Annotated in this window: 15 protein-coding genes; 7 read left to right on the forward strand and 8 right to left on the reverse strand. The window is 67.1% G+C overall.

Annotated elements, in window-relative coordinates:
* Positions 1-37 precede the first annotated feature (37 nt).
* The 3 genes from NNI01S_RS21430 to NNI01S_RS21440 all read left to right on the forward strand — a co-directional run bounded on the left by NNI01S_RS21430 (position 38) and on the right by NNI01S_RS21440 (position 1,894).
* Entirely contained in the window at positions 38-649 is a 612-nt protein-coding gene (locus NNI01S_RS21430) for a hypothetical protein (RefSeq protein ID WP_063021914.1), read from the forward strand.
* Positions 646-1,296 (forward strand): hypothetical protein, encoded by a 651-nt coding sequence (locus NNI01S_RS21435; RefSeq protein ID WP_157114899.1) that lies wholly within the window; start codon positions 646-648, stop codon positions 1,294-1,296. Before NNI01S_RS21430 ends, NNI01S_RS21435 begins: the two co-directional genes overlap by 4 nt.
* A gap of 121 nt (positions 1,297-1,417) precedes the next feature.
* Positions 1,418-1,894, forward strand: coding sequence for a LysM peptidoglycan-binding domain-containing protein (locus tag NNI01S_RS21440; protein WP_084489110.1), 477 nt, complete (start codon positions 1,418-1,420; stop codon positions 1,892-1,894).
* Here NNI01S_RS21440 and NNI01S_RS21445 read toward each other — a convergent pair.
* The 3 genes from NNI01S_RS21445 to NNI01S_RS21455 all read right to left on the reverse strand — a co-directional run bounded on the left by NNI01S_RS21445 (position 1,891) and on the right by NNI01S_RS21455 (position 5,067).
* Entirely contained in the window at positions 1,891-3,459 is a 1,569-nt protein-coding gene (locus NNI01S_RS21445; RefSeq protein ID WP_245676317.1) for an esterase-like activity of phytase family protein, read from the reverse strand. The two genes, NNI01S_RS21440 and NNI01S_RS21445, sit on opposite strands and share 4 nt — an antisense overlap.
* Positions 3,460-3,657: 198 nt before the next feature.
* Positions 3,658-4,437: an enoyl-CoA hydratase-related protein gene (locus tag NNI01S_RS21450; RefSeq protein WP_063022002.1), complete on the reverse strand. Its 780-nt coding sequence runs from the start codon at positions 4,435-4,437 to the stop codon at positions 3,658-3,660.
* A 102-nt stretch (positions 4,438-4,539) separates the two neighbouring features.
* Positions 4,540-5,067: an ArsI/CadI family heavy metal resistance metalloenzyme gene (locus NNI01S_RS21455; RefSeq protein WP_063021917.1), complete on the reverse strand. Its 528-nt coding sequence runs from the start codon at positions 5,065-5,067 to the stop codon at positions 4,540-4,542.
* A gap of 98 nt (positions 5,068-5,165) precedes the next feature.
* On the opposite strand from NNI01S_RS21455, the gene NNI01S_RS21460 reads away from it, so the two are divergent.
* From NNI01S_RS21460 to NNI01S_RS21470, 3 genes are all read left to right on the forward strand, one after another.
* A complete protein-coding gene (locus tag NNI01S_RS21460) occupies positions 5,166-5,525 on the forward strand; it encodes an Rv2640c family ArsR-like transcriptional regulator (RefSeq protein ID WP_063021918.1) in 360 nt (119 codons plus the stop codon).
* Positions 5,526-5,595: 70 nt separating this feature from the next.
* Positions 5,596-5,940, forward strand: coding sequence for a hypothetical protein (locus tag NNI01S_RS21465; RefSeq protein ID WP_063021919.1), 345 nt, complete (start codon positions 5,596-5,598; stop codon positions 5,938-5,940).
* Positions 5,937-6,377, forward strand: a complete 441-nt coding sequence (locus tag NNI01S_RS21470; RefSeq protein WP_063021920.1) for a MerR family transcriptional regulator — start codon at positions 5,937-5,939, stop codon at positions 6,375-6,377. The genes NNI01S_RS21465 and NNI01S_RS21470 overlap by 4 nt, the downstream gene beginning before the upstream one ends.
* Positions 6,378-6,537: 160 nt before the next feature.
* On the opposite strand, the gene NNI01S_RS21475 is transcribed toward NNI01S_RS21470, so the two are convergent.
* The 5 genes from NNI01S_RS21475 to NNI01S_RS21495 all read right to left on the reverse strand — a co-directional run bounded on the left by NNI01S_RS21475 (position 6,538) and on the right by NNI01S_RS21495 (position 11,620).
* The gene (locus NNI01S_RS21475; RefSeq protein ID WP_157114900.1) at positions 6,538-7,083 is read right to left on the reverse strand and encodes a hypothetical protein; all 546 of its coding nucleotides are present in this window, start codon (positions 7,081-7,083) and stop codon (positions 6,538-6,540) included.
* A gap of 245 nt (positions 7,084-7,328) precedes the next feature.
* Positions 7,329-9,047, reverse strand: a complete 1,719-nt coding sequence (locus tag NNI01S_RS21480; protein ID WP_063021922.1) for a CocE/NonD family hydrolase — start codon at positions 9,045-9,047, stop codon at positions 7,329-7,331.
* A 290-nt stretch (positions 9,048-9,337) separates the two neighbouring features.
* The gene (locus tag NNI01S_RS21485) at positions 9,338-9,955 is read right to left on the reverse strand and encodes a TetR/AcrR family transcriptional regulator (RefSeq protein WP_063021923.1); all 618 of its coding nucleotides are present in this window, start codon (positions 9,953-9,955) and stop codon (positions 9,338-9,340) included.
* A 385-nt stretch (positions 9,956-10,340) separates the two neighbouring features.
* Positions 10,341-10,796, reverse strand: a complete 456-nt coding sequence (locus tag NNI01S_RS21490; RefSeq protein ID WP_084489114.1) for a group I truncated hemoglobin — start codon at positions 10,794-10,796, stop codon at positions 10,341-10,343.
* Positions 10,797-11,275: 479 nt separating this feature from the next.
* A complete protein-coding gene (locus tag NNI01S_RS21495; protein WP_063021925.1) occupies positions 11,276-11,620 on the reverse strand; it encodes a hypothetical protein in 345 nt (114 codons plus the stop codon).
* 590 nt (positions 11,621-12,210) lie between these two features.
* On the opposite strand from NNI01S_RS21495, the gene NNI01S_RS21500 reads away from it, so the two are divergent.
* A complete protein-coding gene (locus NNI01S_RS21500; protein ID WP_063021926.1) occupies positions 12,211-13,314 on the forward strand; it encodes a spore photoproduct lyase family protein in 1,104 nt (367 codons plus the stop codon).
* Positions 13,315-13,882: the final 568 nt, after the last annotated feature.

The following is a 13,882-nucleotide window of genomic DNA, read 5'->3' on the forward strand; positions in this document are numbered from 1 at the left end:
CGCGGGCCCGACCCCCGTACCGCGCGAGAGTTCCGATGTGCTTCCCGCCCCCATTCTCGCCGCACCGGCCACCGCCGAGCGAGGCACCGCGGTCACCGTGCACGGCGAGCGCTGGCCGTGCGACTCGGTTCGGGTCTTTCCGGACTGGTCCGAGGCAGTGACCGCCCGGGTCCGAGGTGGTTCGTTCGATGCTCGGACCGATGTGCCCGACGGAGCCGAACTGGGTCCGCACGCCGTTACCGCCGCCTGCCTGGGAACGGCTCAGCGCGTTGTCGTGAAGGCATCCGTCGAAATAGTCCCCGCGGGGTTCACCGCTACCGAGGAACCCACGAGTCCCGGGCCCACCGGCGGGCGGACCCCGAAGGACCGAGACGAGGACCGCGACCAGGACATCGGGGCCGGTGGCATCCTGGGCCTCGGAGGGTTCCTCCTCACGCTCGGGGGCGCAGCGCTGGCCCTGCGCAGCCGCCGGAAACGTCCGGATGAGGCGTCGCCCGACAAGGATTCGCATCCGCCTCGGGTGCGAGTGCACGTGGTCGCCGACGTCCCCCCAACAATCCACATTCGCCAAGTCACCCGCGCTCCGGACGTGCGGGTACGGCTGCGGGCCTGCGAGCCGTGGCTGAACGTCAAGGAGGTACTCGGATGACGAGTCCAACGTCGATGAGGGCCCGCGCAGTTCTGTTCCAGAACGCCCCGCACGATGCCGCGGTGGATGAGCTGGCCGAGTGCCTGCACGAAAGGGGTGCCGAACGCCTGGCCCTGCGCAGGGCACCGGGTGTGGCCTCGATGCTGGGGTCGGCGGCTCTGCGCGAGGTGGCCGAGACCATCGATGGGCTGCTCGAGGTCGACCTGGGCAGTGTCGCGATCGAGGGTTGGCGCCGCTACGACCGGCTGCGCAGGGCGGCGATGCGCACCCGCGCCGGTGGAGCCGAACAGGTGACGCTGTTCGAACACGAGATCACCCAGAGCTACCGTCCGTGCCTGGACGTCACCGTCGACGAAAACCCCGTGGGGGAGTTCACGATAGAAATCTGCGTCGCGATACTGCTCCAGCCGCTCGCCGCCACCGTCCGCAACGGGATGCTGATGGCACTCGGCCCCGGCGACTGCACTGTGACGGTATCGATCGGCGCGCCGGAACTCGGGCCGATCCTGAAGCGCGAACGCACATTGCACACCGCAACGATGGTCGACCTTCGATGGCCCATACCGCTCGTCGAGCAGCCTCCGGCCTCGCCTGGTGGTCACGTGCCGATGGTGCGCTTGCCGCAATCCCGATGGGCGGGCGGCTGACGGACCGGATGGGGATGAACCAATCGCTACTGGGGCCGCAGTCCACCACGTCGTGAAGCCGCTCGGAGCATGGAGACGGAATTCCGATTCCGACCCGGAAAGATACGAAAGGAATGATTCGATGATCAACACTCACACGCTCGTGGCAGGAGATTCCCTTGCGGCAATTGCGAAAAGATATTACGGGCAGGAGGAATTTTTCAAACTGATCGCCGCCGCCAGCGGTATACGGGATTTCAATGCGATAGAAGTGGGGATGGTGCTGATCATCCCCGATGTCAACCGCAAGCACACCGTCGCTGTCGGCGAATCCCTCGCAGACTTGGCAGCGCAATTCTATGGCCCGCGGAATTCGCACCTCTTCTCGTTGATCGTCGCGGCGAACGGTATCGGTCACCCCGACGAGATCCGCGTGGGCCAGGTGCTGATCATCCCCGGCATCTCCTACCGGATTGCTTCCGGTGACACTTTGCACCGGCTCGCCGAGCGGTTCTACGGTGACGCGACGCTGTTCCCGCTGATCGCCGATGCGAACGGGATCTCGGATCCCGGCCGCATCCGCATCGGCCAAGAACTGCTCATTCCCCCGAAGGACTAGGCGACGGCAATCGTGATCGTCCTCGTCCGGGTCTCGGCGGGCAGCTTCGTGGTGTCGACCATCAGCACCTCACCCGAGTCCTGCACGCCGTTGGCCAGGAGTTTCGCCTTCAGTCCGAACGGCGGCCGGTCGCCGGTGGCGGCCTCGATGCCGAAGTCGCTGTCGTCGGAGATGTAGAGGGTTCTGCCGCCGTCACGGGTGGCGACGCCTTCGATCTTGTCGTGGCCGAAGAACTCGCCGTCGGCGTTCAGTCCGTCCAGGAGGCCGCCGAGGTCCAGGTCGGACTTCTTCGTGACGGGGGCGATGCCCGCCTTCCGCAACACGGCGACCCCGTCGGCGGTGGGCACGGCGCCGACGAGGAGCTCCAGCGGCTTGCCGTCGACCAGCAGGCCCAGTTTCGGATCATATTGCGCACCGGGGATCTTCGCCTGCGGGCCGATGTCGGTGGCGCCGGTGATGTCGATGGTCCACAGTTTCTTGTTCGCCTTGGGCGTCTTGTTGCCGTCGCGTTCGTCGACCAGGAAGGTGGTGTTGGTCAGCGCCGTGATCTCGGAGACCGCGAGCTTCTGCTTCGGGTCCTCCAGTGGATACACGAATTCCCTGACCGCTCGGGTCTTCAGGTCCACGGTGACGATTCGGGTCATGGGCACCTCGCGCGCCGAAGCGACGCCCGGCGCGCTGAGCCCGCTCTGCACGATGCCGACCAGGGTGCTGCCGTCCGGCGTGATCGTGAGCCCCTCCATGCCCTGGTTGGGAGTGCGCAGCGAAAGCTCTTCGGGCAGACCCCGTCCCGGTGCCAGTCGCTCCAGCTCGGTGCCGTTGGCGTCGAAGTGCACAAGGAACGGCCCGTACTCGTCGGACACCCAGAAGCTGCCGTCCGGCATGGCCGCCAGACCCTCGCTGTCGATCCCGTGATCGGTGGGCGGCAGGATCAAGCCGTTGAGGTCGCGGATGGTCTCGCCGGTGCCCGCCGAGGTGTCGATCAGGCCGTTGAACGGCAGGCCCGCCGAATTCCTCAACGGAATGGTGCGCTCCAGCACCATTTTGGTGCCGACCATCTTGAATTCGGCGATGGCGGGCGTGAACGCCGGTACGGGAGTGAGCTTTTCGTTCTTACCCTTGCCGTCCACATTCGGACCGCGGTCGGTCAGACCGTAGAACTCGTCGGTCGAGCCGGGCACCGGTGTGAACGCCGACCCGTAGCCGCTGCCCTGCAGGCTCACCCCGCCGAAGTCGCCGAGCGGTGGGATATCGGTGGTGAACAACTTCACGGCATCGGTGGTGGTCACGGTAAGGCGGTCGGACCCGGTGTATCCGGCGGCCGGCGTGTACACGACCGCACCGTCGGGGCGCCGGGTGATCGTGCCGTGCTGCGGATCGGCGATCCCTACCGCGGCGCTGCCGCCGGTCTCGGCGAGCAGATCATCGAGCGAGATCACCAAGGGCTGGTCCTTGGTCGCGGTGAAGTCCGCCTCCGAACTCGGCGACGAGCAGGCGGGCAGAAGGGCGGTCGCGCACACGGCGGCCATGACGAGTGCGCTTCGGGTAGTGCGGTGCGTTCTCACCAGCGATGCGTACCGATCCGGGCCGACCATCGGTTGGCGTCCAGCTGAACACGAATCATCGATCCCCACAACCATCCGATTATTCTGTCGTGACACCAGCGTTGGCGAGTGTCGACCGGGACACCGGCGACGCTTCTCGCGCGGGTGCGCGCCGGGCAGTGTGACCGTGGGCGGGTGGCAACCCGCCGGTCGGTGGTGCTACTCGCGCCAGACGGGAGGGCGCTTCGCCAGGAAAGCCGCCATCCCCTCGCGGGCGCCGGGAAGTTGAGCGGCGGCGGCCATGACTTCCAGAGCGAGGGCGTAGGCATCGGCTTCGGGACGGTCGAGCTGGCGATAGAGGGTGCGTTTGCCGAGTGCCTTGCTGGCTCGGCTGCCCCGGGTAGCGCGGGCGAGCAACTCGCTCACAGCGGTATCAAGGTCGGCGTCGGGTACCGCTCGGTTGATCAGGCCCCACTGCTCGGCGGTGCGGGCGTCGATCGGGTCGCCGGTGAGCGCCAGTTCCATCAGTCGTTTACGGCCCACCGCGCGAGCCACCGGCACGGCGGGAGTGTGGCAGAACCAGCCACCCTTGCCGCCGGGGAGCGCGAAACCGGCCGACTCGGCGGCAACAGCCAGATCGCATGAGGCCACCAGCTGGCAGCCCGCGGCCGTGGCCAGACCTTGCACCCGGGCGATCACGACCTGCGGCACCGACTCGATGGTCGACATCAGCTCGGTGCACAGGGTGAGCAGTTCCCGCACGCCGAGCAGGTCGCGCGCGGCGACGTCGGCGAAATCGTGCCCCGCGGAGAACACCGGACCGTGCGCCCCGAGCACTATCCCGGTGGCGTCGGTCTCGCCAGCGGCCTGGAACGAGGCGAGCAGTTCGGCCAGATGCTCGCCCGACAGTGCGTTGCGCCGCTCCGGCCGGTTCATGGTGATGCGTACCGTGTCGCCATCCCGCGTGACCAGCAGATGCCGATACTCCAAGGCGGTCATCACCCCACCGTAGAACGGAACGAGCGACAACACGACACGTTGCCGCCGCCAGTGGTACGCACGATCGAGCACCGTGCGGGCAGCGCATCGCCCCTGCTGCGGTCAACTGCAGCAGGAGACTCCAGAGGCGATCGCTTCCTTCTTCGCGGTGGAGCCGCAGCACGCGCCTTCGGCGGCTGCCTCTTCGGCGGTTCCGCAGCATGCTTGGACCGCGTCTTCGCCGCCGAGTTCACCGCCGCCCGGTGCGGGTGCGGTGCCGAAGGTGTCGCTGTCGGCCAGGACGGTGTAGACCTCCCAGCGCTCGTCGTTCGGGCCGGTGACCCAGACTTTGTCCTGCGTGGCGAAGCAACAGGTCGTGGCGATCTGTTCCTCGGTGAACAGCCCGGCCTCCGACAGGCGGGCGATCTCGGCATGCACCTGGTCCGAGCTTTCGACCTCGACGCCCAAGTGGTTGACGCCGCCGCCATGGCCGGGGTTCTCGATCAGCACGAGTTTCAACGGCGGCTCGGCGATGGCGAAGTTGGCGTAGCCGGGCTTGCGCTTGGCGGGCTCGGTCTGGAACAGGGTCGAGTAGAACCGCACGGCCTGGTCGATGTCGTCGACGTCGAGGGCGAGCTGGATGCGGGACATGACTACCTCCACTTGTGTGACATATATCGAAGAACTGGGTCGATGTCGAGTCTGCCACCTTTTCGACATATGTCAACAAAGTGGGTAGGGTGGATCCCATGCCCAAGACGCTGCCCGTGATCGATATGTCCGCCCCGGTCTGCTGCGCGCCGGTCGCGGCCGGACCGGTCGACGACGCCGCCGCACTGGAAGTGGCGCTTCGGCTGAAGGCGATCGCCGACCCGGTGCGGGTGAAACTGCTGTCGCTGCTGCTGACCAGCGCGCCCGGCGAGGAGAACGGCGGCGACCTCGCCGCTGCGGTCGCAGTGTCGGAATCCACGGTCAGCCATCACCTCGGCCAGCTTCGCAAGGCCGGGCTGGTGGAATCCGAACGCCGCGGCATGAACACCTTCCATCGCGCCCGCCGCGACGCGCTCGCGGCGTTGTGCGTGGTGCTGGACCCGAACTGCTGCCGCTGACCGGGTATGGGGGAAACCCAGCCGTCGCAGACTTGCATCCTGTACCCGAGTACAGGCTTACCGTGGCGTCATGACGACTTCCTCTGCTCCTGCGGGGTGGGTGCCGGACGCGTGCACACTGCCGACGGTCGAGCAACCGATTCGCGTCGCGGAATTCGACCGATTCTTCGCCGAGTCGGTGCGGCGCGCCCGCCGGCGAAACCCGACTCGGCTGGATCTATTGCTGACCGTGGACGCCGGTCCGGCGGCGCGGGAGCTCGCCGCGCGAGAGGCGAACTGCTGTTCGTTCTTCACCTTCGGATTCGACTTCACCGATGCCGGGCCCGTCATGCGTGTCGGCGTCCCAGAGGCGTATACCGAAGTGCTCGACGTGTTCGCGGCGCGGGTCGAGACCGCAATCGGCGGTACGCGATGACGGCCGGATTGCGCACGGGCGAACTCGCTGCGGCCGCGGGTGTGCATGCGCAAACCCTGCGCTATTACGAACGGCGCGGGCTGCTGGCCGAACCGGATCGCTCACTGGGCGGCCATCGGCTCTATCCGGAGCAGGCAGTGACCGTCTTGCGTGTGATCAAGGCCGCCCAGCGTCTCGGGTTCACCCTCGACGAGGTCGCCGAACTGCTCGCCGCGACCCCTCTCGGCCGCCGCCGCGCCGAAGCCGGGTTACCGGCGCGGGTCGCGGCGAAACTGTCCGAGGTCGATGCGAAACTGGCCGAGCTGACCGCGGTGCGCGACATGCTGCGCGCCGCGGTGGCGGCAGGCTGTGACGACTTGATCGCGTGCAGCGAAAGACCGGGCTGCCCGGTGCCGTTCAGCACCGCTGCGCCGCGAGGTGGCGGCTGTGATCGTTGACGGTCGACACCGCGTTCGTGGGCTCCGATCGGGTCGGCGGTCTGTGTGCGTCGGCTGCTGCGTGGACCGGCACGGTCATCCGAAGCCAGACGCGACGACGACTGCGATGCCTTGATCACGGCGCAGGAACGAGGCGGCCTGCGACAGCAAGGATTCCTCGTCAGGCCGGTGGCGTGTGCCGCATGCCGCGCCACCCCAGCGGGAAGCGGACCCCGTGGGCCTGGACGTCGTGGATCAGCTGCGCATAGCCTTCGCAGACCTCACCGAGGTGAAGCCATGCCTCATGCCGCAGGTCCTTGTCGGAGACGTGCAGAACCGCCCACCACGCGTGGGCGTACGTCTGGGCGATATGGCTGATCACCTCGCCCAGGGAATGGGTGTGCCTGCGCGCTCCGGGGGCTTTCGGCACATGGACGGTCGCCCACGAATCGATCGCACCGATGATCTCGGCGATGCCGATGTGGACGCAGGCTTCATCGAAGTCGGCGGGTAGACGCCTTCGATTCTGGCGCACCGGGATCAGCGCCGCGTGCAGATCGCCCAGCTCTCTTGCCCATTCGATCAGCGACGACCCATGCCTGAGGTGGCCGGCGATCGCCGCCAAAAGCTGAGCGGGGCCGGGCAACGGTGCTTCATCTCGACCCGGATCGTCGTGATCGCGCTGCTGGGGTGGCTCGGCTCGGCAGCGAAAGGCCGTGGCGGTCACGACCACAACTCCTTCGGAGGTGCCGTGCAGGTGGGCGGAGGCCACCGGAATACTGCGAGGGTGGTTGTGGTCATGGTGATTTCCTTCGGCTGGGGGCGGGTTTGACGCCGAGGACCGGCATCCGTCGTCCTCGACGCCGCGGTCGAACATCCCGGCGCGTGGGCCTGCCGCACGATGTGGATCCGATCGCAGGCGATGGTCTCGCCGGGCCGGGGCTAGAGGGAGGGAAGCGGCGGGCGGTCTGTTCAGTCTCCTTTCAGGATCGGAAGGAGCAGGCGTGAGCTGGAGTGCACTGTGTTGACGCCCGAGATGCCGAGGGGGGCGTGACTGAACAGCAGCATGGGCTGGAAGTCCTCTCGATTGTCGTCGCTGGTGAGAATCAGCCGGATCCGGTGCCCACGCCGGAAACGGCGGGCGTTGGCGACCAGCGGGATTCGGTAGTCGACCGGCTCGCCTGGAGGTACGGGAATCCGCGCCCGCATCGGGAGGACGGGCCGGCCCGTCTCGCTCGCGTCCTCGTCGACCTGTCGCATGCCTGCGCGCAGCCAGCCTTGGGTGACGTCGATGGACTTGCCGTCCGGCCCGACGTCCTGCAGGAGCAGGATCCATGCCGTGTCCGCCGCGCTGCTGGTGGCGGTGAGGTGTAGTTCGGCGTGCCCGACCATGTCGAGGTCGCCGGGCAGGGGGTCGCTGGTCCAGCTCAACTGCGCCGGCATGCCGTTCGCGCCGTCCGTAGCGTATCTGCGCTCGCCGGGCCGCTCGTCGGCGGTGAGGGAGCCGTCGGCGTTCAGGGACAGGGGCATGTGTGTGGCCGGCGGGGGCCAGGTGTCGGCGGTGCGCCACTGTTCGGCTCCGGGCAGCCAGTAGCGGACGGCGGGGCCTTCGAGAATGCCGGTGTCGCGCCCCTTCAGCCAGTGGTCGAACCAGGCGAGGGCCTCGATGTGCATGCTCTCCCATGGCCAGGGCAAGCTGTGCTCGCCGAGCATGGCCATGCGCACGTGCGGATTGTGGGCGAGCGCTTGCCAGGCCTCGAAGAGGCCGGGCAGGTGGAGAGGCACGTTGGACCACTCCCCGCCGAGATAGACGGGAATGTCGACGCGGGCGAGCAATTCGGTCAGGTCACGCTCGTCCCACCACGCGTCCCGGAGCGGATGCTCGGTGGCCACCGCGCGCAGCAGGGCGTCCCAGGGATGGGCCTCATGGCGGAATCGGCTGACCAGCCGCAGGCCGCGGGTGGCCTGGATGCCGTCGGTGCGACCGAACCGTCGGTGGACGGCGGGAACGGCGAGCACTCTGCGCAGGAGGCGGGACAGGCCCTTGCGGTAGAGACGGTCGCCGTGGGCGGACAGAACGCCCAGCGCATGGAACCAGGGGGAGATGAAAGCTTCGCTCAACAGTCCGTTGTGGTAGGCGGCTTCCCAGACCTGCACGGTGACGTTGAAGGGAAACACGGCCTCGAGGTGCGGCGGGCGCTGGGTGGCTGCCTCCAGTTGGGTCATGGCGTAGTAACTGATGCCGATCATGCCTACCCTCCCGTCGCACCACGGCTGCGCGGCGACCCACTCGACGAGATCGAACAGGTCTTCGCGCTCCTGCTCGTCGAAGAAGGTGTAGGTGCCGCCCGAACCCACCGTGCCGCGCAGGTTGGCGATGACATGGGCATAGCCGCGCGGCACCCAGAAGTCGCTGGTGCCGGCCTCGATGACGGCAGCGGGAGCGCCCAGATCCTGCAGTTGGCGGGGATAGGGAGCCGCCGCGATGAGCGCGGGGAATCTGCCGTCCGCGTCGGGGCGGTGAATGTCGGCCAGGAGGCGGGTGCCGTCGCGGACCGGGACGGACACGTTGTCCTCGCGGGTTACCCCGTGCAGAGCCGGGGACAGGTTGCGGTACCGACGACCGGTGGTCTGCGGTCCGTTCAGCTGACGCTGACCGGGCTCCACCCCAGCTGCCTCATACCGGAACATCGCACCCTCATTTCCACATGTACTGAAATTATGGGGTTCACGGTACGCCTGCGGTGTTGGACCAGGCAAGAAAATTTCTACACAGAGTGAAATTCGTGCCGATGGCGACCGGCTGCCGTCCGGTTTGCCTTCGCGGGGTGTCGCTGACCTCGCAAGCGGCCGCCGCGCGCGTGGCTGTCAGGAGGTGCGCGTGCGCAGTCGCAGACCCCGACTTGGGCTTACGGCTGTCGCAGCGCGGGATGAAGGGGCTGCTTCACGGGGCGAGGTTCGCGCCGGTGGTCATCCGCCGCTCAGGTGCCCTGCGAGACATCGCTACCCAGGGTCCCGGTGAGGTAGTGCTGCACGGTCGGCCCGATCAGCCCGACGATCTGCTCGTCGAGCAGGGCGGCGATGCTGTCGAGGGCCCAGACGTAACGCGTCATGGCCAGTCCCACGATCTGCGTGGACACGAGGTCCGCGCGCAGCGCGGCCTCGTCGTCGGGAAGGCTGGCCGATACGACCTGCAGGACGAGACCGGAGAACACGGCGCGGAGGCGCTCCATGGCGAAGGGCTCGTGGCTCGCGGCCAGGATGATCGAGCGCAGGATCTCCGACGTGGCGGGATCGTCCCACATCCGCAGTGCTGCCTCGACGAAGGCCCGTCCGCGCTGCTCCAGCGGCACTTGGGCGGCCTCGGCGATTGCCTCGCCGAAGGCTTCCGGCGGCTCCAGCGCTGCCTCGAGCAGTCCCGTCTTGTTGGAGAAGTAGTAGTTCACCAGGGTGGGGTCGACGTCTGCTGCCTTCGCGACGGCCCGCAATGAGGTCCCGCTGTAACCGCGCTCGGCGAAGGATTTGCGCGCCGCCGCCAGGATGTGGTCCGCCTGCGCGCCGCGTTCCCCCCTGGGGCCCCTTCCTGCTCGTGCCGCCATGGTGCGCCTTGTCTCCTTTGCCCGTCCGCGTTCGCCCGACTGCTCGCGACGAAGTTTCCACACATGTTGAAATATGTGTCAGCTTACCGCGCAGCCGAGCCCTCGACGGCGTTCCGGCGTACGATTCACCTCGTCCTTCTGGACAATGACCGGCCTGGCGCCGACGCGCTCACGACCGGGGCGCGCAGTGCCGCGCCTCATCCGGTGTCGAGGTCGGACTTGTGAGTTTCCAGTGACGTTCGCAAGCCGTAGTGCGGAGCGATATCGAGAAGCGAAGGTGCGGCCCCGTCGGTCCCCGATCCAGGCTTGGTCGATTCGGCGTCGAGTATGCGGCGGCAACGGTCGATTCGGGACGGTCATCGGCGGCCAGTGGGTGGCGGGCAGTCTATTCGAGCGATGGGGAGATGATGTCGTCGGCGAGGGGTGCGACCGCCGCGATGATCTCGGCCGTAAGCGCCCGTGGTGTACCAGCCGCATGAAGAGCTTGTGCCAGATGTCCTGCGACACAGTCGAAGTGGTGCCGAGTTATCCCTCGGCCTTGGTGGACCCGCTTCATTCCCGGCCCCGTGTATGGTCCCGGTCCTCCCAATGCGGCGGCGAAGAACTCGACTTGGCGGCCCTTCACTCGAGGCAGGCTGACGCCGGTGAAGAACGGCGCCAGTTCATCGTCGGCCAGAATGCGGACATAGAGGTCTTCCACGACGATCTCGAGGGCCGCGTGGCCCCCCACTCGCTCGTACAGCGTTCCGGCGCAGGGCGTGTCCGGCGTTGTATCCACGGTGGTTCCTCGGGTTGCTGGGCTGGCTGGGGCGCCGATATCCGCCCCGTGCACCTCGTTCATGGCCGTCCTCTCGCCTCTCGGGTACCGACTGATGGTTGAAGTACCCGACGCAGTGATAATACGAGACTGCCTATGAACTTCACAGCATATTTCCGCACTTCATCGCCTGAATCAAGGGAAGAATGCGTAGTCACATAATTCGTCGCCGGTCGTCGCCGACGCGTCATCGCCTGCGCCGAAGGTGTGGACGAGGTCGATCATCGAGCGGGGGTCCGGCTGGCCCCGGCAGACATCTTCGCGGCCGTAGGCCACCGGACCGCCGGACGCCGGGTGGTGTTTCAGTGCTTTTGCTTCGGGAACCGCTCGTTCAGCGCGGGGGTGCTGGCACCCAGCTATCGCCCAGGGGCTGCCGGAAGACGCGCAACCCTTCGCGGAACCGCGTGATACCCGCAAGCTCGGTGAGGCGGAGAAGGAAGCGGCTCAGGCCGCGAAGTCGGTTCGGCGCGGGTGATGGGGCAAGCGCAGTACCGGTTTCACCGTCAAGCGGGGAGGTGGCCGTAACCGACGAGGTTGATGAAGTAGTTGCCCGGGATCAGTTGGTTCATCGCGTGCCACTGTCCTGCCGGGTCGCGCTGGTAGTAGCTCACCGGTAGCGAACCGACGTCGTAGCAGACGATGTCCGCGGTGCCGAACGGGCTCCAATAGGTGCTCGCGCCCGGGCGGCCGGGTTCGAGCGGAGTTGTGAACAGGTGACTGCACGGGGTGATGCTCGGTTCGTAGATCGAGGGCGCGGCTGCGGCGGTCGGCGCGAGGCCGGCCATCGAGATACCGCCCAATCCCGCACACACCGCCGCGGTCAACGCACGAGGGACGAGTCGTCCCATATCGGTTCTCCTCTACTCTCCCGACCGGAAACAGTGAGCACACGATAGTGGCTGGAAGCGAGGGCCGGGGCGTCGTGGGCGGGGAGGAATCGTCCGGCAACGCAGCCGCCAGTAGGTCCGGCGCGCCGCCGGTCAGGGACGCTGGTAGTACCTGGAATGAGCGGCACTCCCGCTGGAGAATGCCGCTCACGTACATGGACTCGGCGGACCGGTCCGCCAGGACTCGGTGGCGGGCCTGTTCGCGAGCGATGACCGCGCCGAGCCGGATGGCCGGTGACACGTGAGCTACGCGGAAGGCGGCTTGCTCGCCCGTGAGCTCGGGCCCTGGCAGACCGTCTCGTGGGCTCTGGTCCTTTCCTCTCCTTTGATGCTCACGCTCACCGGTGTCGCTGTCGCTCGTCAGGCGCCGTCCGCGCCCGGCTGGGTCTCGCCGCACCGGCTGCGCAGCGGTGACGTGGACCATGCGCGATCGGGCCGGTGCGGTCTACGAGCACCTCGCCGGGTGGGGCAGCCTCTCGTTGCTGTGAGATCGCCGTTGTTGGGGTCGCGTGCCCCATGGATCTGTCGGTGGTGTGCGGTAGGCAGAGGTCATGACTCATTTCGTCCCAGATCAGGACCCCTTCCTTCCTCCATCGGGCCCCCGCTTGCTGAATGTTCGCCGCATATGGGCTGAACCGGACGCGCTGGCGAGCCCGCGCGGTCGGCAGGTGCGAGCGCGCTTCCCCGATGCCGAGATCGTCACCGTCGCCTCGCATTGGAACATCGACCGGTTACACGGCAATGCGGGCAATGTCGACCGCTGGATCCGGGTCAAGACCGAGGACTTGGTGCTCGGAGTCAAGAAGTCGCTGACGGCGCGGCCGAACGGCCGTTCGGCCGATTGGATCGCACCTTCGACATCCAACGGCTGCGCGATGGCGTGCGCCTACTGCTACGTCCCCCGGCGCAAGGGTTACGCCAACCCGATCACGGTGTTCACGAACATCGACAAGATCGTCGGCTACCTGGAACGTCACGTGCGCAGGCAAGGGCCGAAGACCGTGCCGAACCAGTGCGACCCCCACGCATGGGTCTACGACCTGGGCGAGAACAGCGACTGCTCGGTCGACGCGCTGGTCAGCGACAACGTCGCGGACCTGATCACCGCGTTCCGCGCGTGGCCCACCGCGAAGGCGTCGTTCGCCACCAAGTACGTCAACCGCGACCTGCTCGATCTCGACCCCCGCGAGCGGACCCGGATCAGGTTCTCGCTCATGCCCGAGGCCGACTCCCGGCTGCTGGACCTGCGCAGCACGCCGATCCGGCAGCGCATCGCCGCGATCGATGACTTCGTGGCAGCGGGCTACGAGGTGCACGTCAACTTCTCACCCGTCGTCGTTCGTCCCGGCTGGGAGGAGGACTGGGCGGAACTGCTGGAGCAGCTCTCGGACGGCACGGGCGGGGCCTTCAAAACGCAGGCCGCCGCGGAGATCATCATGCTCACTCACAACGAGCAACTGCACGAGGTCAACCTCGGCTGGCACCCGAAATCCGAGGACCTACTGTGGCAGCCGCCGATCCAGCAGGCCAAGCGCTCACAATCGGGCATGTGGAACGTGCGCTATCGCAACGACGTGAAGGCGGCCGGGGTCCGGGCCTTGACCGACCTCATCGCCGAACGGACGCCCTGGTTGACGGTGCGTTACGCGTTCTGAGCGCTCGAGCAGTGCGGTTGGCCGGTTGCTCATCGGCCCGGCACGCCGGATAACGATGTCGAGCGCTGCCCACGGACCGGCCTGCCTGGCCGCATCGGCGGGCGGGGAGTCGACTGGTTCGTTCGCGCGAGCAGCGCGATGCCCTCGGCATATCGCTGTCGCGCCGAAGTTCGAAGCGTGCCGCCCGCTATATGAATCCCCTCGAGGCGATATGCGCTGGTTGTGGGCGGTCACAGCAATCACGCATACTACCGGCTGGTAATGATAGGCGTCACATGCCGGTGGCGGTCCAGGAATTAGCTGGTCCTCGGATGGTCCGAAGGCGTTGGCGCGCAGAGTGAAAACGTCGTTACGTGACTTCATATTCTTGCCCCGATGCGGTAGGAGCGATTCGAGTTATAAATACCGATGGGTTGGTATTTGTTCCGGATGGCCCGGCGGGTGAATGCCGCATGAACAGCACGGTCTCCGAAAATGACGACTTTATTGTGTCGCGCGGTGACAGTTGACGCAGGCGCACCGTGAACGCCTGTGTGTCAAATCGTCTGGGACAGCGCCTTTCCCGGGG

Source organism: Nocardia niwae NBRC 108934 = DSM 45340, assembly GCF_001613465.1.
Lineage (GTDB): Bacteria > Actinomycetota > Actinomycetes > Mycobacteriales > Mycobacteriaceae > Nocardia > Nocardia niwae.